We start from the raw sequence: 20,998 nt of genomic DNA, 5'->3' as shown, positions 1-20,998 counted from the left end.
GACGGGTGCGGTTAGGTAAGAACCTAACTTTTCATGTGCAAGTAACTCGATATTGGATTTGTGCATATGTTACAGCATATATGCAAGCAGAAAGGAGCTTGTTGATGAAGAAGAGGACTCCCATCCGAAAAAAGAAAAAGAGAAAAGTCTACAATGAAGAATTTAATGAGCTGAGTCTGATTCAGGATCTGGAGGACGATGACAGTGACTTCATCGTGTTTGATGAGTCAGAGGATGATGAGTTGAACGAAGAGGAGCTGTCAGAGGAAGATCTGGAAGAAGAAGAGGAGGAGCAGCATCCCAAGCAGGAGGGCGGTAAACAGGAGGAGCAGCAGCCCCCTGTCCAGCAGGTCCAGCAGAAGAAAAAACAGCCTGTCAGACCAGAGGGACAGGAGTCGTTCAGTGCTGCCAAAAAACAGGATATCGAAAATGACCTGATCGAGCTGGTAAAAAGACATAAAAAAATGTTGGACAAGGAGAAGAACAGAGATGATCTCGATCTGTCCACGGTCATGCAGCGTAAAACAGAGAAAAAGCAGGCCGTCATTTATACCGATGATATTGTAGATGAAGCGGTCACCAACCGCAAAATTGCCAAACGCTCAATCGATGAACTCAATATCATCCCGGGAACGATCGGAAAGCTCGCACTCAAGGATTATGCCGTAGACCATACGAAGCTCGCCAACCAAAGTGTAATCGGAAACAAGATTGCCGATGGCGCCGTAGACGGCAAGCATATTTCCAAGGGAGCCATTACAGGGGAGAAGATTCTGGAGCGCTCGATTACCGGTGACAAGCTCGCTCCAAACAGCGTAACGTCAGATAAGCTCGCCGACAAGACGATTGATGCGATGAAAATTGCAGAAGGCTCGATTGAAACCAAGCACTTGCACCACCAGTCCATCACCGGCGAACTGATTCAGGATCGTGCGATCACCTCTGACAAAATCATGATCGGAACCGTCCAAACTGAGCATTTGGAAAATGAGAGCATCGACGCGGCGAAGCTGCAGGATGGCGCCGTGACATCAGATAAATTAAAGCATGAGGCGGTCGTCTCTGAAAAAATTGCAAACAGGGCAGTTATGAGCGAGCATCTCATGAACGGAGCGGTCACGGAAACCAAGCTGGCCCCGCATGCGGTTCATGCCGAACATATTACAGCCAATGCCATCCGTGCTGATCATATCAAGGAAGAGGAGATCGGAACCGACAAGCTGAAGGATCGTTCCGTCAATGCCGAGAAACTGGCACTGCAATCCGTATTTGATATCCACCTTGCTCATGCCATCGTGAAAAGCAAGCACATTCAGGATTACGCGGTCGATGGACGGAAAATCGCGGCAAATGTCATTACCGGCTATCACCTCATGGATGCGCAGATCAACACCGATAAATTGCTGGATGGGGCCATTACCTCGCAGAAGCTGGCCAAAGCTTCAGTCCGCAATGATCATCTCGTAAATGGAGCTGTCAGCGCCAAGAAAATCTCCGATGCTTCGGTGCAGACGCATCACATTCAGACCGGCGCTATTCAGAGTGACCACTTGCAGGCCGACTCGATCTCTACGAGTAAGCTGCAGGATCAGTCGGTCACCTCAGAGAAACTGCGCCTGGCTGCGATTACGGGCGAGCACATTCAGGCGGAAGCGATCGGGTCGGATCATCTAAGTGAACATAGCGTCCGTGCTGCTCATCTGTCACCGAGCAGCGTGTCCACCGACAAGCTCCAAGACCATGCCATTTCCGCAGAGAAGCTGAAGGAAAACAGCGTCAACAGTCTGCATCTCGCCGAGAAATCCGTCGAGAGCGGCCATTTGGCAGAAGGTTCAGTCACCTCTCATGCAATCGGCCCTCAGGCTGTCAAGGGAGAGCATCTCGCCCCCAAAACAGTGGCAGAAGAACATCTTCATGATGACATGATTTCCGGCAAGAAGCTGAAGGACGGTTCCATCACCAGCAGCAAGCTCTCGGATGAGTCCATCCATGCAGATAAGCTGATGAAGGATTCGATCAGCGGCAAGCATGTGATCGCAGGCAGCATTGAAGGCCGACATCTTCGCGAAGGCAGTATTCAGGGGTATCACCTCGATGAAAATACGATCACCGAGCATGCGCTGGATGTGGATGCGGTATCCGAGAGACATGTGCAGAGCGGTGCGATTCGACCTCATCACCTGCATGCGCAGGCCGTGCAGTCTCAAGCGTTGCAGGACGGCGCTGTGATCCGCGAGAAAATCAGCCCGCAGAGTGTCCATCATGAGCATCTGGCCGTGGATGCCGTCTCCAATGAGCATGTGCAGGATGAGTCCATCAGCTCCGACAAGCTCAGGGATGACGCGGTCACCTCCCGCAAGCTGGCCAAGAAAAGCATCGATGCCGTTCACCTGAAGGAATATGCCATTCGAGGCATTCATCTCGCTGATGACTCCATTGCAGAGTCTCACCTGCGTGACGGCAGCGTCTCCGAGAGCAAGCTGAAGGATCAGTCGGTATCCGGTGTGAAAATCGAGGATGGCAGCATTACGGGCAAGAAGCTGGCTCAGGATGCCATTCACAGTCAGCATCTGCATGCCGAGTCCGTGCATAGCCGTCATATTGCCCAGCGCAATGTTCAGAGCCAGCATCTCGAAGAGCAGATTATTCAGAATGAACATCTGCAGGAGAGCAGCATCGACGCTTCCAAAATTCAGGAAGGGGCCGTATTGGCCAGACATATATACCCGCAGTCTGTTGGCGAGGAAAAGCTGGCCAAGAAAAGCGTCAATGCCAGTCATATTCAGACTTACAGCATCTACAGTCGTCATCTGTCCATCGCCTCTGTGCAGGCACAGCATCTTGAAAAGCATGCCATCTCAGCCGAGAAGATTGCGGAAAAGGCGGTGCTGGGCGAACACATTGCTGAGCAGGCGATTAGTGGCCGGCATGTGCAGGCCGGGGCGATTACGAGCAGTCTGCTCGGTCAGGATGCCGTGCATACCGAGAAGCTTCAGGACGAATGCGTCACAGAGTCTAAGCTCGGTCAGGGAGCGGTATCGGAAGCGAAGCTAATGGATGAGGCGGTCACAACCGCGAAGATCGCCGACGGAGCCGTTACAGCTGAGAAGATCAGCGCAGACAGCGTCGGGGATACGCATATCGGGGCCAAATCCATACAGAGCTATCATCTCATGCCTGCGAGCGTGAAGCCCTATCATCTGGAACCCAAGTCGATCACGCAGGATGAACTGGCGAGCGGCAGCGTGGGTGGTGATGAATTACAGGCAGAAGCCGTCAAGGAATCCCACCTATCGCCGTCCGCGGTGACGAAGGATAAGATCGCCCCGGGGCATGTTGGCGCCATTCATCTCGGCGAGGCGGCGATTGAGTCCCGGCATCTGGCTGCGGAAGCCGTTCATGAGGGTCACCTGGCCTCTGATTCGGTGTCGAACCGGGCGTTGCAATCGAAGTCAGTCACCGGTGACAGCATTGCGGAACATGCGATCACCTCACACCATATTGATGTGAACAGTATCACGGATGCCCATCTCGATGTGTCCAGTGTGGGAACAGAGCAGTTACAGGATCAGGCGGTGTCGGAAGAAAAGCTGCAGGATGCAGCTGTCACCGGAAGCAAATTAAGCGCTGCGAGTATCGAAGGCGTTCATTTGCAGACCGGCTCCGTAGATGGCACGCATATTCAGCCGCAGGCGATCGAAGCGGCACACTTGCAAGCAGGCATCATTGCATCTGAGCATATCCAGCCACAATCGATTTCCGGTGAGAAGTTGCAGGACGGAACCGTATCTGCCGCCCAACTGGCTGATCAGGCTGTGACGCATGAGAAGATCGCGGATCAAGCGGTGTCCTGCAATCAGCTCAATTTCAAGCCCGTACAAATGCAGACCGCGATCTCGCAGCCGATGCAGCAATTCGGTCTGGTTCCGTTCGAATTGTTTGCCAAGGATGAGCATGTCGAGATTGTCATTGCCTTTGACGCCCCCTATCAGCATGAAACGGTGACTGTGGTAGGTATGACTAATCATCCAGCCTGCTATGCCGTCATCAAGGAAGTGCAGGCAGATCGTGCCGTCCTGCAGGTGATTCGGGCGCGCTACAGTCTGATTGCAAAAGGCATGCTGCACTGGATTGCCATTGGCGAGAAAGCCTGATTGTCTCGTCCAGCCACCCTAGTTCAAGCGTTCTGATTCCACGAGCACCGGGAAGCGGAACGCTTTTTCTGTCTGTAATGCGCTTTCTTCTCTCTCGGCTCCGTGTGAAAGCGCTAGCGCTAGCGAGGCTTCGCTGCGCTGACAAGGCTTTGCTGCGCTGACAAGGCTTTGCTGCGCTGACAAGGCTTCGCTAACGCTGTCGGGGCTTCGCTGACCCTTAGAAGGTACTGTTTTCACTGACGCTGTCGGGGCTTCGCTCAAAAAAGGTGCATCTGTCTATGGCGCAAATCATCGGGCGAACTAATAAGATAGTAGAGGTCCATCATCTTGAAAAATTCCATGAGAGAGGATCGATTCTCCATGATTGTGCCATTGGCGAAGCCAGACATTACCTCACTGGAGGAGAAATACGTACTGGAGGCGCTGCGTTCGGGCCAGCTCAGCTTTGGAGATAAGCTGAGAGGCTTTGAGGACAGCTTTCGCAAGCTGCTGAAGGTGCCTTATGCTCTGGCGATGAACAGCGGAACGAGTGCGCTGCATGTCGCGGTCAAAGCATTGGGACTGAGGCCAGGCGATGAAGTCATCACGACGCCTTACAGCTTTATCGCCTCCAGCAATTGCCTGATTTATGAAGGCGTCAAGCCTATTTTTATTGATATTGAACCCGGCACGATGAATATGGACGTCTCCTTGCTGGAAGCCGCGGTGACGAGCAGAACGAAGGCGATTCTGGCGGTTCATGTATTCGGACAGCCGTGCCAGATGGATGAAGTGCAGCGTGTGGCGGATCTGCATCATCTGAAGATCATTGAGGATGCCTGTGAAGCGATCGGTGCGCAGTGGCAGGGTCAGCCAGCAGGCACACTTGGGGATATGAGTGTATTTGCCTTTTATCCGAACAAGCAGATTACAACCGGAGAGGGCGGCATGCTGATTACGAGGGAACAGCAAGGATATGAAGCAGCTTCAAGCTACCGCAATCAGGGCCGAAATGTGAACAGCGAATGGCTGACCCACGATCGGGTGGGCTATAACTACCGTATGTCGGATTTGCAGGCGGCGGTCGGACTTGCGCAGATGGAGCGATTGGACGAGATACTCGCCAAACGGGAAGCGGCCGCCCTTCGCTATATACAGCTCATTCAGGCCAAACAGGTACCGGTTCAGCTGATTCGGGTTTTGCCGTCATGCAAGATGAGCTGGTTTGTTTTTGTGGTCGTCCTGCCCCCTTCCATCAACCGCAGTCGGGTTATCCGGCAGCTGCAGGACAACGGGATACAGAGCAAGCCGTATTTTCCTTCCATTCATTTGCAGCCTGCCTATCAGAAACGATTCGGCTACCAGCCTGATGATTTTCCAGTCTGTGAGCAGATGTCCGAACAGACGCTGGCCATTCCGTTTTATTCGCTCATTACTTCCGAAGAGCAGGAATATGTCGTGGAGCAGCTGGATACTGCGGTCAGGAGGGAGATGCCATGAGTATGTATGCCGAGCAGATGGATCAAATGTGGAAGGGAGAACGTACCTGGATCATTGCGGAGGTGGGCGTCAATCACAACGGGTCTTTGGAGATGGCGAAGAAGCTGGTGGATCATGCGCGTGAAGCCGGGGCAGATGCTGTCAAATTCCAGATGTATGAGAGCGATCAGCTGGTCTCGGATACGGCTGGCCTGACCGGTTATCAGCAGGAACGGACGACCTATGACAATCAGAAGCAGATGTTGCAGCAATATCAGCTGAACCGAACCCAATTTGAAGAACTCAAGCAATATTGCGATGCCTCCGGCATCCTCTTCCTGGCTACCCCGTTCGACCAGCAAAGTGCCGAAGCGCTGCACAACATGGGCGTACAGGCATTCAAGATCGGGAGTGGGGATATCACCCATTATCCGCTGCTCAAGCAAATTGGACAGTACGGCAAACCGATGCTGCTCTCTACGGGCATGTGCGGACTGGGAGACATTGAAGATGCCCTGCATACACTGCCTGCTGATACACCGATCGTACTTCTTCACTGTACATCCGCTTACCCGGCTCCCTATCACGACCTTCATCTGTCTGCGATTGAGACGATGCGTTCGGCCTTCGGTCACCCGGTTGGCTACTCGGATCATTCCTTGGGCATCGAAATCCCGTTCGCGGCTGTGGCGATGGGGTATCGCGTGATCGAAAAACACGTGACGCTGGATCGAAATTTGGCAGGACCCGATCATGCTGCCTCCATTGAACCTGCCGAGTTAAAAAGAATGGTACAGGGAATCCGGCATATTGAACAGGCGCTCGGCAGCACGCGCAAGCAATGCAGACCCTCCGAGCAGGAAACGCGCAACAAGGTACGCAGAGGCATTTATGCCAGACGGGAGCTGAAGGCGGGCACGGTCCTCCAGGAAGCAGATCTGCTCTGTCTGAGGCCGGAAACCGATGTCCCGGCATCGGCATACCCGCGTGTTACAGGGCGCACCCTTCAACGTTCCCTGTCTGCACAAAGTCCGCTCAGCTGGACGGATTTAAGCGAGGGGAGAACATGATTCGGATATTGTGTATAACTGGAACAAGGGCGGATTACGGCATCTATCGCCCCCTGTTGCTCGCGATGCAGCAGGATGCTTCTATCGACCTGCACATCGTGGCAACAGGGATGCATGTGCTGCAGGAGTATGGGCATACCGTGAAGGCGATTGAGCAGGACGGGCTTGCGATCCTGTCAAGGCCGCTGACCATTATGCAAGGGGATGCCCTGGCTGGCATGAGTAAGTCACTGGCTCTGTGCCTGCTTCATTTCGCAGATCTATTTGCGGATCAAGCGCCTGATCTGATCCTGGTGTTGGGCGATCGGGGGGAGATGCTGGCGGCGGCGATTGCAGCTCATTATCAGAATATCGGGATTGTTCATCTTCATGGCGGTGAAAAAAGCGGTTCTGCAGACGATGGTGTTCGACAGGCGATCTCGGCCTTTGCCCATCTGCATTATGTATCGAGCCTGGAAGCCAGGCACCGACTTGTTCAGCTAGGGGAGGAAGAGTGGCGCATTTTCCCGATCGGCTCTCTGCGCAAAAAAGATCTCCATGAGGTTCGCCAAATGCCCGCCCAGCGAAAGGCGGAGCTGGTTGAGCAGTATGGCTTGCAGGGAGATCAGAAGAAGATGCTGCTGGTCATGCATCCGGATTCCAAGGATTCCACGGCATTTGCCGCTCAGATTACCCCCGTGCTGGCGGCGCTCAGGCAACTGGAGGAAGCGAGGCAGGGCAGCATCATCTGTATTGGAGCGAACAGCGATGCGGGCGGCCGGCAGTTTAACCGCGAACTGATGGCCTATGTCCGGGAGCATCCCCGTGCCCGTTACTATCCGTCCATACCGGCCCACGATTACTTGTTCCTTCTGTCAGCAGTGGATGTGTTAATTGGAAACAGCAGCAGCGGGATTATCGAAGCGCCGTTCTTTCAGCTCCCGTTTGTTCATATTGGCCATCGGCAGCGAAACCGTACGAGGGGTGACAATGTGATCGATTGTGAGGCCGATGCCGACGCGATCCAGCAAGCGATTCGCAAAGCGCTGAGCCTGTCCATGCGAGACTCGGAAAGCCACAACCCGTATGATCTGACCGGTTCACCTGAAAACGTCATGCTGGCATCGTTGAAACAAATGATCCACCATCCACAACTGCGGATGAAGCAGATGTAATCACAGCGAAAAAAGGAAAGACGAAGCAGCTGTCAGTCTTCGCTTTTCCTTTTTTTTGTGATGATTTTTGCCGGAACGCCGACGGCTACAGCGTCATCCGGTATATCTCGGATCACGACGGCGCCAGCCCCGATGATACATCCCTTGCCGATCTTCACATGCGGAATGACGATCGCTCCTGCTCCGAGCTCTGACCCCTCTCCGACCGTGACATGACCGGCCAGATGACAGCCAGGGCCGATATTCACCCAGGAGCCAATCTGTCCGTCATGATCAAGGGTGCAGGCTGTGTTGGCGATGGTGCCTTCTCCAAGATGCGTGTCCGCACCCACTACGACCGAAGCACAGATGGTGCTGCCTGTGCCGACCGTACTGGAGTCTGCACAGATGCTGCTCGGGTGTATGGCGCTGGTGATCGTGGCGCTGAGCCTTCGCAGCTGTGCAAGCTTTTGTCGGCGGGTGGGGATATGGCCGATAGCGACGTGCCACTTGTTGCACTGTGCCTGGAGCCGGGCCAGCTCGCCTGCCTGATCTGGGTAGATGCGGTAAGGATTAAAGTATGCACCGGCTTGCTCGGGATGGGCACTGACGAACAGGAGCTGTGTCTGCGGTTCAACGAGTTGGAATATATCCGTGACGATCTTGGCGTGGCCACCCGTACCGATGATGCCGATGACTTTTTGCTGCGTCGTCCCGGTTTGTAGCTGATTGCCAGGTTTTCGATTTGTCATGCTTATCGTCCCGTTCTGGCCCGTATATATTTCTTGACGACTGGTCCGGCTACCTTGACGCGGTAGGCGCTTCGCAGGTAACGGTTTTGCTTGCGCAGGACGGCATTGCGATAACGCTTGCTGGATATCATCTTCCTGGTAATGGCATTCATTTGTCTTTGACCGCGTGCGGAAGTGATCCATCTGCTGCTTGCATAATAGGAAAATTCGTGCTTCAGCGTATTTTTATACATGGCCAGTGCTATGGTAGGTCTGCGAAACAGCATCGCTTCAATGCCAGCGGTGGAGAATTGAACAATGACCGCATTGGATCCTTTCAATAGATGATACAGATGAAGGTGGCGATGGGTGATCTGTCGAATGTAGCGCAGCTTGCGCAAGGTGTGCCTAGACAGAGTCGATTTTCGCTGGCGGGGATGTTTTTTCACAATGAGAATGACTTTTCTTCGATAGGGGGTCAGTGAGCGGACGATCAATCTGAGTGCCGCCCGGTTTTTGCGGATATTTAAAGGTTGTTCGGGATAGACGAATACGAATTTTTTGGCGGAATATTTCAGCTTGCGTGCCAGCTGTGCTTTATGGAGCCATTTGCGGCGATAGATGACGTCAAACCGTGGACTGCCGATCAAGGCGATTTTTCGGGCCGGGACGCCCAGCAGCGTCAATCGCTTTTTGTGCATGCTCCCCCAGGCGACATAGTAGTGTACGTAGCTGGACATCAGCTGATAGTCATCGTTCAGACCGTGCTGGAGGTTGATGGTGCGGATGCCCCGCTGCTTGGCCATGTGCATCAGGATATAGCCGAGCGGGTGGACAGTGGAATGCTGCACGACGCCCTTGATCCGGTTTTTGCGCATGAGCCTCTCGGTTCCGTCGATAATCCGCATGACGTCCACGAGCTGGGCTGCCATCCATCGGTAGAAGGAGCGGGTTCTCAAGTAACTGGGCACACGTTTGTTCCGCATCGTACGGCGAATGTGCCGGAGTAGAATGCGGTAGCTTTTTTTGTTCAAGGGCCTCATCTGTGCGGGGATGCAGAAGGGAACTTGGGAACGGCCCAACATTTTGCGATCGGACCGCAGCTGACCGCATACGATGCTGGTTCGCGGATGAACAGATATTCCCTGAACGGCATGGGGGCTGTAGATGATTTTGCCCGGCAGTCTCGGATGGGGACGATAAGGCAGGCGGCGCAGCGGCTCTGTTCGGATGAGCTGGGTATACAGTTTTCGTTTGCGTGCTTTCATATTTGGATAGGCGCGAAGACGTCTTTTGGACAGTCGTTTCATTTCCTTGCGGTGGAACGCGTAAAACATCGCTCTGGCGACCGGCACAGAACGATAGCGAATATGTCCGTAATATTTGAAGAATGATGCGGTTCGCATTAGCGCGTGGTAAAAGGCTGGATTCATTCCTTCCACTCCTTAACAACATGGGATTCGAGCCTCGCTGTCGGATGTCCTTATATAACGTATGTCTGCTCGGGATAGGTTGGCATAGGTGAGCGAACCATTTTGAACGGGTTGCACATTCATCTAGGACGATTGGGTTTGCTCGTACATACATTATTAGCAGCATGGTGTCGTATGCGTCTGTTCGTGAGCAAGCTGCTGAGGTGGCACGTGAAAAGGAAATCCATGAATCTGGACAGGAAAGGGAGATGAACGACGATGGATCGTAAAGCAAACATTTCGGAGCTGGTATACGCGGCAATCGAGGAGTTGAATGCACAGTGGCCAGACGAGAAAAAGCTGGCCTGCACACGCGATACTGTCCTGTTTGGGGGCAATGAGGGGCTGGACTCACTGGAGCTGGTTCATCTGATTGTGACCGTTGAGATGAAGGTGGAAGAGGAGACGCAGCAGACGATTACGCTGGCGGACGAGAAGGCGATGTCACTGCGCAACAGTCCTTTTCGCTCGATAGGGACACTGATCGATTATATTGCAGATACACTGGAGGGAGCGGAATGACGAACCGGAAAGTCATGCTCATTACCGGAACCAGAAAAGGGATCGGACGGTATCTGGTCGAGTATTATACGGAGCGGGGCTATGAAGTGATCGGTTGCAGCAGGGGGGCAGCAGAAGAAGAGATCCGGCATTATCATCACTATTGCCTCGACGTCGCAGATGAACCGAAGGTAAAAGCGATGTTTGCAGATATTGCAGGCAAGCACGGGCATGTAGATGTGCTAGTGAACAATGCGGGCATTGCCTCGATGAATCATCTGCTGCTGACGCCGCTGCAGACGGTCGAGAATATTTTCAGCACCAATGTGTTTGGCACCTTTCTGTTTTGCCGGGAAGCGGCAAAGCTGATGCGCAAGTCTCGTTACGGGAGAATCGTGAATTTTGCCACGGTGGCCACTCCGCTCAGGCTGGAGGGAGAGGCGGTCTATGCTGCTTCCAAGGCGGCGGTTTCGAGCTTGACCGAAGTGATGGCGCGAGAACTGGCCCCTTTTCGCATTACGGTCAATGCGGTAGGACCCACCCCGGTGAAGACCGATCTGATTCGTTCTGTCCCGCAAGCCAAGATGGATGCATTGATTGATCGACAGGCGGTCAAACGGTTTGGGGAATTTCGAGACATTTCCAATGTGATTGATTTCTTTATTCGGGAAGACAGTGACTTTGTGACCGGACAGATTGTATATCTGGGTGGTGTGTCATGACGGTTGGCCCGCTGCTCGAGCGTTTTGCGGCCTGTGGGGAGCAGGAGGCGATCGGCTGGCAGGGTCAGGTGGTGACATACGCCTGGCTGCTCGAGCAGATGGCAGCAGATCGGCAATGGCTGGCGCAGAGGCAGATCGAGCCGGGCTCGGTGGTCATGCTGGAAGCGGATTTCTCTCCACGGGCGGTCTCCATGCTGCTGGTGCTGCTCGAGCGGAACTGCATGCTCGTACCGGTCTCTCACCAGGTGGCGAGCAAGAAGGAAAGCTGGCGGGACATTTCGCAGACAGAGTGGCGAATCCGTTTTGATGCGCAGGATCAGGTCGAGGCCTTCCGCCGGCCTGTTCAGGCGGTCCATCCGTTTTACGCCCAGCTGCGAAAGCTGAATCATGCCGGACTCGTGCTGTTTTCCTCCGGGACGACAGGTACGAGCAAAGCGGCGGTGCACGATGTGACGAAACTGATGAAGAAATATAGACAGCAACGCCATAATTATCGCACCATTTCGTTTTTGCTATTTGACCATATTGGCGGACTGGACACTCTGCTGTACGCTCTATCCAACGGAAGCTGCCTCATTACGATTCGTGATCGAAGTCCGGATGCTGTCTGTCAGGCCATAGAGACGTTTCGGGCGGAGGTGCTGCCGGTTTCCCCTACCTTCTTGAAGCTGTTCCTGCTCAGTGAAGCGTATGAGCGCTATGACCTGAGCTCACTCAAATACATTACGTACGGCACGGAAGTGATGCCGGAAGCGACGCTGAAGAAGCTGAATGCGCTGTTCCCGCAGGTGAAGCTGCTGCAGAAATATGGCACGACAGAGGTAGGGACGCTTCGTTCGAAGTCCAGATCCTCCGATTCCCTGTGGGTGAAGATCGGCGGGGAAGGCTATGAAACGAGAGTTGTGGACGGCATGCTGCAAATCAAGGCCGAATCTGCCATGTTGGGCTACCTGAACGCACCCAGCCCATTTACGACCGATGGCTGGTTCATGACGGGCGATGCGGTTGAGGTAGATGGCGAGTATGTGCGCATCCGGGGGCGCAAATCCGAGATGATTAATGTGGGCGGGGAGAAGGTTTATCCGGCTGAAGTGGAGCAGGTGATCGAAGCGATGGAGGGAATCGCCGAGGTTCTCGTTTACGGGGAGGCACATGCCTTGACCGGACAGATCGTCTGCGCGGTTATCCGGCCGCTTCGCCCGCTGTCCGAGAAGGAATCCCGTTCATACTGGATGAGACAGGTACGCACGCATTGCCGACAGCAGCTGGAGGCATTCAAGATTCCGGTGAGAATCACGGTCACAGAGGAGCCGCTGCACAGTACACGTTTCAAAAAAATGAGAAAGCCGGGATCTTCATGAGAGGGGGAAGAGGCATTGGATATTCGCTTTAGCCGTCTGGAAGAACGAGGCAGGCTTACCCGGTTCATTCACGAACACTGGAAGGCGGATCATCCGCTGGTTCTCGATCCGGCGCTGATGGATTGGCAATACCGGAATGAGCAGGCAGGCCACGATCATTTTGTCGTTGCTGTTCAGCCGAGTGGAGAGCTTGAAGGCGTGCTGGGCTTCATTCCGACGAGCCAGTTTGACCCTTCCCTGACCGTGAACCCGGATATATGGCTGTCGATCTGGAAGGTGAAGGAAGGCAGTCGGTCTGCAGGACTTGGCATGCAGCTCTTGTCCTATCTCATGTCAGAGGTGAATCCAAGGTCGATTGCGGCGCTTGGCATCAGTGAAGTGGCGCGATCGATCTATCGGCTGATGGGCTATACGACTGGAAAGCTTCGTCATTTCTACATGCTTCATCCGAATCTCCGTTCGTTCCAGCTTGCCAGCGGGATCAGCGACGAGGATCGAAGGAGTATGCAGAATGAATCGAGCCAGGAACGTGTTCAATTGATCCGCTGTGAGGAATCGAGCTTCCTGTCCGGTGTGGACCATGGTCTTGTCGCGACAACCGGTGCGATACCGCATAAGACGAGGACCTATTTCCGCCAGCGCTATTTTCGCCATCCTTCCTATCGGTATGATACGTATGCCATTGTGAGGGAAGAAGCCCCTCAAGGCTTTATTGTGATGCGAACCGCAAAGCATCAGACCAGTCGGGCGATTCGGATTGTGGACTATATCGGCAGGGAGGAAGCGTGGATCGGACTCGGCCCCTGCTTGCAGCAACTCTTGCTGGATAGCGGAGCGGAATATGTAGATTTCTATCAGCACGGCATGCAAGAGCAGATCATCAGGCAAGCTGGTTTTCAGAAGCGGGATGGAGATCGTTCGGTCATCATTCCCAATTACTTCGAACCGTTCAGTCAAGAGAATGTTGAACTTGAATTCGCCTATAAACAATCCTCAGACAGACCCTATTACCTCTTCAAGGGTGATTCTGATCAGGATCGTCCCAATCAGATCGGCAGGTGAGACGGGATGCAGACACTGACCATTGTGATGTATCACTATGTGCGAGACCTGCCCTATATGCGGTACCCGGGTATTAAGGGACTGCTCACTTCCCAGTTCAGAGCACAGCTGGACTATTTTGCCCGTTATTATACGTTTGTGACCATGGAGGCGTGTATCGCTGCCCTCAATTCCGGGCAGGATCTGCCAGCTCGCGCGCTCCTGCTGACCTTCGATGACGGTTATTTGGACCATTATACAAATGTGTTTCCTCTGTTGCATGAGCGCGGCATTCAGGGCAGCTTCTTCCCGGCTGCGAAGCCGATTCGCGAAAAGAAAGTGCTGCAGGTGAACAAGATTCATTTTATTTTGGAATCGGCTACTCGCCTGGAACCAGTCATCCGCGATCTGTTTGACCTGCTGGATCAACATCGGGAGAACTATGCGCTGGACAGTAACGCATCCTATGTCCGGCGTTTGGCGGTGGCCAATCGACTGGACAGCAAGGAAGTCATTTTCCTGAAGCGAATGCTGCAAAAAGAGCTGCCCGTTCAGGTGAGGGAGCCGATCGTAGATGAACTGTTCCAGCGATATGTCTCGACCGATGAATCCATCCTGGCCACCGAGCTGTATATGAGCATGGATCAGATCAGATGTATGGCCAGAAACGGCATGTATATTGGCGGGCACGGCGATCAGCACTGCTGGCTGGATGCACTGTCTGTAGAGGAACAGGAGAAGGAAGTGGCGGGCACGATGGCCTTTTTGCAGGAAGTGGGTGTGAGCCGCTCTTCCTGGGTGATGTGCTACCCGTATGGCGGTTACAATGCGTCCATGATCGAGCTGTTACGCAAGCATCGCTTCCAGATGGCCCTGACGACACAGGTCGGCCTCTCCACCCTTACCCCCAGCCACGCGTATACGCTGAACCGACTGGACACGGTGGATTTCCCGATGCAGGGCGATGCCCCCCCTAACCGCTGGACACGTCAAATTTTGCAGTGGAGATAAGTAGGAATCGTTTTGACCTTGACTGGTTTATCATTGAACCATTCAAGGTCTTTTTTGTTGCTAATGGAGATGCCACCATGTTGGAGAGAATGTTTCTGTTTTTTACACCAGGATTTCATTGACAAAATTAAGCTGAACAGGGAGAATGCCTGTAGAAATGTTATTGGAATATAGAAGCGGGTGAAGTAGATGAGAGTCATGATCATCGATGATGAGAGATTGGCGTTGCTCAGAATGGAACAGTTGCTAAGCGGTGTGAATAAAATTGAAGGTATTCATTCGTATATCCATGCTGCTGAAGCGTTAAAAGAAATGGCAAATCTGCGCCCTGATGTGGTATTGTTGGATATTCAAATGCCGGAAGTCAGCGGACTGGATGTTGCTGCGGAAATAAAGGAAATCTCGGCGGATACAGAGGTCGTATTTGTTACCGCCTATGATCATTACGCAGTGGAAGCCTTTCGCTTGTACGCGTTGGATTATCTGCTGAAACCGGTCTCTATGGAGCGGTTAAATGTAACGATGGAACGTATCCGCGAGCGCATTGCGCAACGATTGGCTCTGCAGCCCCACGTTGCTCTGTCCGAAGTAGACACCCCAATCGTAATTTGCATGAAATGCTTGGGAAGTTTGCAACTGGTCAATGCACGGCAAGAGCTAATACAACTAAAGTGGCGAACCATGAAAATTAAAGAGCTGTTTGCTTATTTGCTTCATTGCAGGGGGCAAGTAATCAGCAGGGATACGCTCATTGAATTGCTGTGGCCGGAGGTGGAAGAGAAGGCCGGTCTCGTTAATTTGCAAACGAGTATTTACCGGATTCGCAGCCTTTTGAAGGAGCATGGCTTACAGGATGCATGTGTCATAAGCTATGTGCAGTATGGCTATATGCTGGAAATGAATCATATGGCTTTGGACGCGGAGCAATGGGAGGCAGAACTGACAGCATTGCCAATCATATCCGAACATACTGTGGAGGATTATCAACGCCTGTTTGAAGCATATGAGGGAGATTACTTCGGAGAAGACGGATTTCTCTGGGCGGAATCGGAACGCCAGCGACTGAAGATGATGTGGCAGCACCAGGCCCATCAATTGGCAGCTTATTATGTACAAGAAGGACAACCCCTCGTTGCACTAGCCGTATATGCCCGAATGGTGAGGTTGGATCCTATGCTGGAGCAGGCGCACTGGGCGATGATCCGCATTTATGTCGACATGAATGACCGGAGATCGGCTGTCTCGCAGTTTTTACATATGGCAAGTGTTTTGGAGCAAGAAATGGATGCTGTGCCAGACCCTGAGATGATGAAATGGTATGAGGACTGGACAAGCAGCCATCGGGAATAGGGGCGGTACGATGCCGGTCCGCTACAAGCAATCTCTGACCATTCGTATAAGACGTGTACTGGAAGCCGGAATGTAGCGGCGGCGCAACCAGTCACGTCTTTTTTTTTTTTCGTATTTGTATTGGTCAGTGGTTGGTCAGCGCACTCCAGTATACTGATCAAGATGCTGTATTTTGCAAATTTCAACAAGAAGCTGCATAGATAATCATTTGTTGCAAGGAGGTGTGCAAGACATTGAAGAGGTTTCCTTGGACATCTAATCGTGATACGAAGAGCCGCGTTCCGATTACAATCCGGAAATTCATGGGGTTGATGCTGTTTGCCGCAGGCGTCGTGCTCATCTTGTATCCGTGGTGGAATCAATATATGCAAGAAAGGCAGCAACAAGCACTGCTGGCGAATTGGGATGAAGTACGAAATGCGAACGTTAAGTCAGCTCAGGCCCCTGTTCCTGATCCATCGTATGATGCGGCAGTGATCAGAAACTTGGCAAGTGTATTAGAAGGGCGAACAGAGGAGGAGGCAGAAGAGGATGCAGGAAAGCGCAATGAGCTTCTGGCATTCGAAGGACAAGCGTTGATCGGCAAGATTTCGATTGAGGCCATTGACTTGCTGGAACCGGTTCTGGAAGGTGCAACGAAGAAGACGCTTCAGTTAGGGGTAGGGTCCGTACTGCCGGATGTTCAGCCAGGCGAACACGGGAATTTTGTTCTGGCAGGACATCGAAGCTGGACGCATGGTGAACAATTCAGCCGTTTGGATGAACTGATGCAAGGGGATCGGATCACGCTGGAGACGATGGATGAGGACTACATGTATGAAGTGGAATCTACTTTCCTGGTGGAACCTGACGGTCTTCATGTCCTAGATCAAGATCCAGGCAAACAGGAATTGACGTTAATTACGTGTGAGCCGATGAAAAACCCCACCCACAGACTGATTGTGAAGGCATCATTGGTACACGTATCCAGCATCCATGAGTTAAACGAAAACAAGGGAAACAAAGAAAACAAAGACATGATTAGAATGGAAGAAGGAAGAGAGAGTGATGTATGATGAACAGAATGGATGAACGCAGACGCCAGAAACAAGGAAACAGACAAATGTGGCAGCAATCATTGACAGCTATATTGATAGGTATGCTTATCATACATATGTTTGTGCCATTTGGGATGCCAATAGCTGAGGCAGCGGCAGCGCCTGTAAACCTAACGGACGTAAAATTGACGGAAACCGACGAGATTACGGTCATCGATGCCGTATATCATCCAGAAAATCGATACCCGCTGGAAACTCAAACGGTGCTGCACTACAATTGGGAGCTTCCAAATGGTCATGGCGCGACAGCCGGAGATACGTTTGAGTTTACATTGCCTTCGGAATTTGAATTATATAACGATATTTCGCCGTTGCCTTTGTCTACTCCTAACGGAGATGTAGGTACATTTACCGTTTTGAAAAGCAACAACCTTGTTATGATGACATTCAATCATAATATTGAAATTTTATCAAACATTGGCGGCGAGTTGAAGGTTTGGAGTGTCATCAGGGAAGATCTTACAGGGAGCACAGATAGAAATCTTGTATTTCCGGACATAGCAGGTGTAGGCAAAATAATCCCAATCAAGCTCAAGCCGGAGAGCGGCAGTTTGATTGAGAAAAGCGGAGTGCCGAATAGTGGATACAATGGAACAGAGATAGTCTGGACCATAGATGTGAACAAAAGGCTGGACGTTATCCAGAACGCGAATCTGAGTGATGTACTAGAAAGCGGCCTGGAGCTCGATACAGGTTCTATTGAAATCTATGAATTACATGTTGAACTGGATGGAACCGTGACACAAGGTGCGCTGGTGAATGCTGGTGCATACACGGATCATTCCACAAGCAGTGCGCTCGACTTGAGTCTTGGCAAAATCGATAAAGCCTATCGGGTGAAGTTTACGAGCGATATTACCGCGGACTGGGACGGAAACAGGCTATTCTCCAATACGGCAACGATTACGGCAGATGGCGGTATTCAAAGGAATGCAACCAGCAGCGTGTCGATCAGTCGTGGAGAACCGTTGAATAAGCGGAGCAGCGGCTATGAACGCAGCACCCAAACGGTCGAATGGGAAATACAATACAATTATAATTCCAAGTCTATTAGTCAGACGGATGCAAAGCTAGAGGATACCTTCTCTACTTCGCAAGGGTTAGCGGTGGATCTGCTAGTGCCTTCGTTTGAGGTATATGAAGTAACATTAGATCCAGGCAACGGAAATGAAACCGGTCAATCCTTAGTCAATGCTTCACAATACACGATCACCGAATACGGCACAGGAGACGGCTTCATCTTCCAGTTTAACCAAGCTGTCCAAAAACCATATAAGATCGTGTACCAAACAAAGATGACGGATAAAGTATATGACGATCAGCAAATGACAAATGAAGTCACGATGACGAGCGAAGCCATAACAAAATCTGCTAACCGCAATATCAGACAAGGCATACTGGAAAAAAGCAATCAATCCATTGACTATGCCAATAAAACAGCGAATTGGAACCTGACATTTAACCGTGATGACTATAGCATGGAGAATGTAGTCATCACAGATACGTATCCTAATGCCGGAATGGCGTTGGTCCCAGGATCGCTATCGATTACAGATGAAGGAAATCATCCACTCACGGTTGGTGCGGACTATACGGTAACGGATCATGTGTACGGCGGTTTCGAGATTACATTTTTAAACACGATTTCAAATATGCACTCGATCACTTACACCACGTCTTTTGATCCGGAAGCACGAAATCATTCGGGTCAAGGCTTCAGCAATCGAGCGGAAATAGCATGGGAAGAAAGCAGCATAGCGCAAACAACCAAAACGATTCAAGCTGTCTTCAATCCAGACGGATACACCCAAAATAACGGATTCAAGTATGGTTCGTATAACGCCGTTACCAAGGAAATAACATGGGATATCGGATTAAACTACAATCTGAATGCTTATTCGAATGCTTCCGTAGAAGATTTTATCTTACAAGGGCAGGAACGGGTACCGGGCTCTATTCAAGTATATGAAATGAATCTTACCGGCGGAGCCAATGGCGTTCAAAAAGGAAATGAGATCACAAGCGGCTTCACATTAAACGACACAATAAACGATGGACTAGGGAACCCGGGCTTTGAAATCACCTTTGACAATGCGATTCACCGTCCATATTGGGTGACGTACAAGACAACATTAGCCAATCAGCTGGTAGACGGCAATTATGCCAATACGGCAAAATTGTTTGACGGGGCTGCTGAAGAGGCTTCGTGGACCGCTTCTGTGCCGGTAAATCACGGAACGGAATATGTTTACAAAGACGGCAGTCAGGATGGACTGAAAATGGATTGGGAGGTTTGGATCAATCGTGGACAATCCTCTCTGCCTGCCGGGATGAAGATCATAGATACGCCAAGCACCAATCAAATATTACTGGATGACACTTTTCATGTGTATGAAACAAACGTTGATATTCATGGAAATGTGACGAAGAACAGCAGTAACGAGCTGGTGAAGGATACGGACTATACGCTGCAGATGATCGATGATGGCAACGGAAGTCGGTCCTTTGAAATCGTATTTACTCAAGCTTTTGATCAACCGTATATACTGGAATATCAATCCTTTATTCAAGCCTCTCACGGTGAAACAGTAAGCAATGAAGTGGATTTTAGAGGAACAGGCATCTTATCTGGCACGACGAATTCCAACAAAAATTATCAGATTCAACTGTCGGGAGGATCGGGGTCTGGAAGCGGGACAGTAGGAAGCTTAACGGTGACGAAGGTGGATGTCGATGATCCATCGGAAGTGCTCCAGGGGGCAGTATTCTCGCTGTACTTCCAATCCAATGGACAGCTGATCCAGATAGCGACCACGGATGCAAATGGTGAAGTAACCTTTGACCATTTATTGTTCACAGATTACAAGCTTGTAGAGGAACAAGCACCGGCAGGCTATGAGTTAAGTGTCCATAATGAGCAAGTGATTACACTGGATGCATCTAATCCCGATAAAGAAATAACGGTTGCCAATGATCCTCTCCTTGGAAGTCTGGGTAATTATGTATGGGTTGATTCGAACAAGAACGGTATCCAGGACGAGACTGAGGAAAATGGGGTTAACGGGGCAACGGTCGAGTTGTATAAAGAAAATAGCACAGGTACCTATGTAAAAGTGGCGGATATGCGAACAACAGATAAAGATGGCAAGCCGGGCTATTATTTGTTTGATGATCTTAGAGCGGGCAATTACAGGGTTTGCTTCGAGGCACCAGCAGGCTATGCGCTTACGGGTGAGCTGCAAGGCAGCGATACCGCGCTTGATTCAGACGCGGATGCATCAGAAAGTCTGGTTGCGGGAAGAACCGGAACAGGTTGCAGTGGTGAGATCACGTTGGGTGCTGGAGAAGAAAATTTGACGATTGACGCCGGTTTAGTGCTGGGAAGCATTGGGAACTACGTGTGGGTCGATGAGAATAAAAATGGCATTCAGGACGAACCAGAAGTAAAAGGGATTAACGGGGCAACGGTCGAGTTGTACAAGGAAAATGGCACAGGTACCTATGTGAAGGTTGCAGACATGCAAACTGCGGATAAGGATGGCAAACCAGGCTATTACTTGTTTGAAGATTTGAGAGCAGGGAATTATCGAGTTTGTTTCACTGCCCCAGGCGGCTACGAAATGACCGGCTTCATGCAGGGAAATGATACTGCGATGGATTCCGATGCAAATAGAGGTGCTGATCTGGCGAGCGGACATGCAGGCAGTGGCTGCAGTGATGTCATTACACTCGGAGCAGGGGAAGAAAATCTGACCGTCGATGCCGGGCTTAGTGAACTGCTCCCCGTCAAGTAGACAGATAAAATAATAAAACTGTATTCATTGGGCTCCGTCAATCACGGAGTCCATTTTATGCTGCATTTGCGAGCATTTGGCGGTACGTCATCGGAGACATTTT

The 20,998-nt window shown here is 51.4% G+C and carries 14 protein-coding genes; 12 read left to right on the top strand and 2 right to left on the bottom strand.

What is annotated here, in order from left to right:
• Nucleotides 1-104 precede the first annotated feature (104 nt).
• The 4 genes from ACFSUC_RS03140 to neuC all read left to right on the top strand — a co-directional run bounded on the left by ACFSUC_RS03140 (nucleotide 105) and on the right by neuC (nucleotide 7,836).
• Nucleotides 105-4,154, top strand: a complete 4,050-nt coding sequence (locus ACFSUC_RS03140) for a WIAG-tail domain (RefSeq protein WP_379928011.1) — start codon at nucleotides 105-107, stop codon at nucleotides 4,152-4,154.
• Nucleotides 4,155-4,481: 327 nt separating this feature from the next.
• Nucleotides 4,482-5,633, top strand: a complete 1,152-nt coding sequence (locus ACFSUC_RS03135; protein ID WP_379928010.1) for a DegT/DnrJ/EryC1/StrS family aminotransferase — start codon at nucleotides 4,482-4,484, stop codon at nucleotides 5,631-5,633.
• Nucleotides 5,630-6,682: an N-acetylneuraminate synthase gene (gene neuB, locus ACFSUC_RS03130; protein ID WP_379928009.1), complete on the top strand. Its 1,053-nt coding sequence runs from the start codon at nucleotides 5,630-5,632 to the stop codon at nucleotides 6,680-6,682. Before ACFSUC_RS03135 ends, neuB begins: the two co-directional genes overlap by 4 nt.
• On the top strand, nucleotides 6,679-7,836 hold the full coding sequence (gene neuC / locus ACFSUC_RS03125; RefSeq protein WP_379928008.1) for a UDP-N-acetylglucosamine 2-epimerase: 1,158 nt from the start codon (nucleotides 6,679-6,681) through the stop codon (nucleotides 7,834-7,836). Before neuB ends, neuC begins: the two co-directional genes overlap by 4 nt.
• Before the next feature lie 32 nt (nucleotides 7,837-7,868).
• On the opposite strand, the gene ACFSUC_RS03120 is transcribed toward neuC, so the two are convergent.
• Both ACFSUC_RS03120 and ACFSUC_RS03115 read right to left on the bottom strand, forming a co-directional pair.
• Nucleotides 7,869-8,567, bottom strand: coding sequence for an acetyltransferase (locus tag ACFSUC_RS03120; protein WP_379928007.1), 699 nt, complete (start codon nucleotides 8,565-8,567; stop codon nucleotides 7,869-7,871).
• Between the two features lie 2 nt (nucleotides 8,568-8,569).
• Nucleotides 8,570-9,979, bottom strand: a complete 1,410-nt coding sequence (locus ACFSUC_RS03115) for a UDP-N-acetylglucosamine 2-epimerase (RefSeq protein WP_379928006.1) — start codon at nucleotides 9,977-9,979, stop codon at nucleotides 8,570-8,572.
• 258 nt (nucleotides 9,980-10,237) lie between these two features.
• On the opposite strand from ACFSUC_RS03115, the gene ACFSUC_RS03110 reads away from it, so the two are divergent.
• The 8 genes from ACFSUC_RS03110 (at nucleotide 10,238) to ACFSUC_RS03075 (ending at nucleotide 20,895) form a co-directional block, all read left to right on the top strand.
• Entirely contained in the window at nucleotides 10,238-10,540 is a 303-nt protein-coding gene (locus ACFSUC_RS03110) for a hypothetical protein (protein WP_379928005.1), read from the top strand.
• On the top strand, nucleotides 10,537-11,241 hold the full coding sequence (locus tag ACFSUC_RS03105; RefSeq protein ID WP_379928004.1) for an SDR family NAD(P)-dependent oxidoreductase: 705 nt from the start codon (nucleotides 10,537-10,539) through the stop codon (nucleotides 11,239-11,241). Before ACFSUC_RS03110 ends, ACFSUC_RS03105 begins: the two co-directional genes overlap by 4 nt.
• Nucleotides 11,238-12,602: an ANL family adenylate-forming protein gene (locus ACFSUC_RS03100; RefSeq protein WP_379928003.1), complete on the top strand. Its 1,365-nt coding sequence runs from the start codon at nucleotides 11,238-11,240 to the stop codon at nucleotides 12,600-12,602. The genes ACFSUC_RS03105 and ACFSUC_RS03100 overlap by 4 nt, the downstream gene beginning before the upstream one ends.
• Nucleotides 12,603-12,617: 15 nt before the next feature.
• Nucleotides 12,618-13,664, top strand: coding sequence for a hypothetical protein (locus ACFSUC_RS03095; protein WP_379928002.1), 1,047 nt, complete (start codon nucleotides 12,618-12,620; stop codon nucleotides 13,662-13,664).
• 6 nt (nucleotides 13,665-13,670) lie between these two features.
• Nucleotides 13,671-14,654 (top strand): polysaccharide deacetylase family protein, encoded by a 984-nt coding sequence (locus ACFSUC_RS03090; protein WP_379928001.1) that lies wholly within the window; start codon nucleotides 13,671-13,673, stop codon nucleotides 14,652-14,654.
• 189 nt (nucleotides 14,655-14,843) lie between these two features.
• A complete protein-coding gene (locus tag ACFSUC_RS03085; protein ID WP_379928000.1) occupies nucleotides 14,844-16,004 on the top strand; it encodes a response regulator in 1,161 nt (386 codons plus the stop codon).
• 233 nt (nucleotides 16,005-16,237) lie between these two features.
• The gene (locus ACFSUC_RS03080; protein ID WP_379927999.1) at nucleotides 16,238-17,059 is read left to right on the top strand and encodes a class D sortase; all 822 of its coding nucleotides are present in this window, start codon (nucleotides 16,238-16,240) and stop codon (nucleotides 17,057-17,059) included.
• Complete coding sequence (locus ACFSUC_RS03075) at nucleotides 17,056-20,895, top strand: collagen binding domain-containing protein (protein WP_379927998.1); 3,840 nt, start codon at nucleotides 17,056-17,058, stop codon at nucleotides 20,893-20,895. The genes ACFSUC_RS03080 and ACFSUC_RS03075 overlap by 4 nt, the downstream gene beginning before the upstream one ends.
• The last annotated feature ends 103 nt before the right edge of the window (nucleotides 20,896-20,998 follow it).

The sequence above is a fragment of the Marinicrinis sediminis genome (assembly GCF_042685085.1).
GTDB lineage: Bacteria > Bacillota > Bacilli > Paenibacillales > KCTC-33676 > Marinicrinis > Marinicrinis sediminis.
The sequence above is the reverse complement of the archived record's forward strand: the minus strand, read 5'-3'. Positions and strand labels throughout refer to the sequence as shown.

What these genes read in the sequence shown, in the direction of transcription:
- ACFSUC_RS03140 (WP_379928011.1), top strand. Translation starts at nt 105, where the DNA reads ATGAAGAAGAGGACTCCCATCCGAAAAAAGAAAAAGAGAAAAGTCTAC.
- neuB (WP_379928009.1), top strand. Translation starts at nt 5,630, where the DNA reads ATGAGTATGTATGCCGAGCAGATGGATCAAATGTGGAAGGGAGAACGT.
- neuC (WP_379928008.1), top strand. Translation starts at nt 6,679, where the DNA reads ATGATTCGGATATTGTGTATAACTGGAACAAGGGCGGATTACGGCATC.
- ACFSUC_RS03120 (WP_379928007.1), bottom strand. Translation starts at nt 8,567, where the DNA reads ATGACAAATCGAAAACCTGGCAATCAGCTACAAACCGGGACGACGCAG.
- ACFSUC_RS03115 (WP_379928006.1), bottom strand. Translation starts at nt 9,979, where the DNA reads ATGAATCCAGCCTTTTACCACGCGCTAATGCGAACCGCATCATTCTTC.
- ACFSUC_RS03110 (WP_379928005.1), top strand. Translation starts at nt 10,238, where the DNA reads ATGGATCGTAAAGCAAACATTTCGGAGCTGGTATACGCGGCAATCGAG.
- ACFSUC_RS03105 (WP_379928004.1), top strand. Translation starts at nt 10,537, where the DNA reads ATGACGAACCGGAAAGTCATGCTCATTACCGGAACCAGAAAAGGGATC.
- ACFSUC_RS03100 (WP_379928003.1), top strand. Translation starts at nt 11,238, where the DNA reads ATGACGGTTGGCCCGCTGCTCGAGCGTTTTGCGGCCTGTGGGGAGCAG.
- ACFSUC_RS03090 (WP_379928001.1), top strand. Translation starts at nt 13,671, where the DNA reads ATGCAGACACTGACCATTGTGATGTATCACTATGTGCGAGACCTGCCC.
- ACFSUC_RS03085 (WP_379928000.1), top strand. Translation starts at nt 14,844, where the DNA reads ATGAGAGTCATGATCATCGATGATGAGAGATTGGCGTTGCTCAGAATG.
- ACFSUC_RS03075 (WP_379927998.1), top strand. Translation starts at nt 17,056, where the DNA reads ATGATGAACAGAATGGATGAACGCAGACGCCAGAAACAAGGAAACAGA.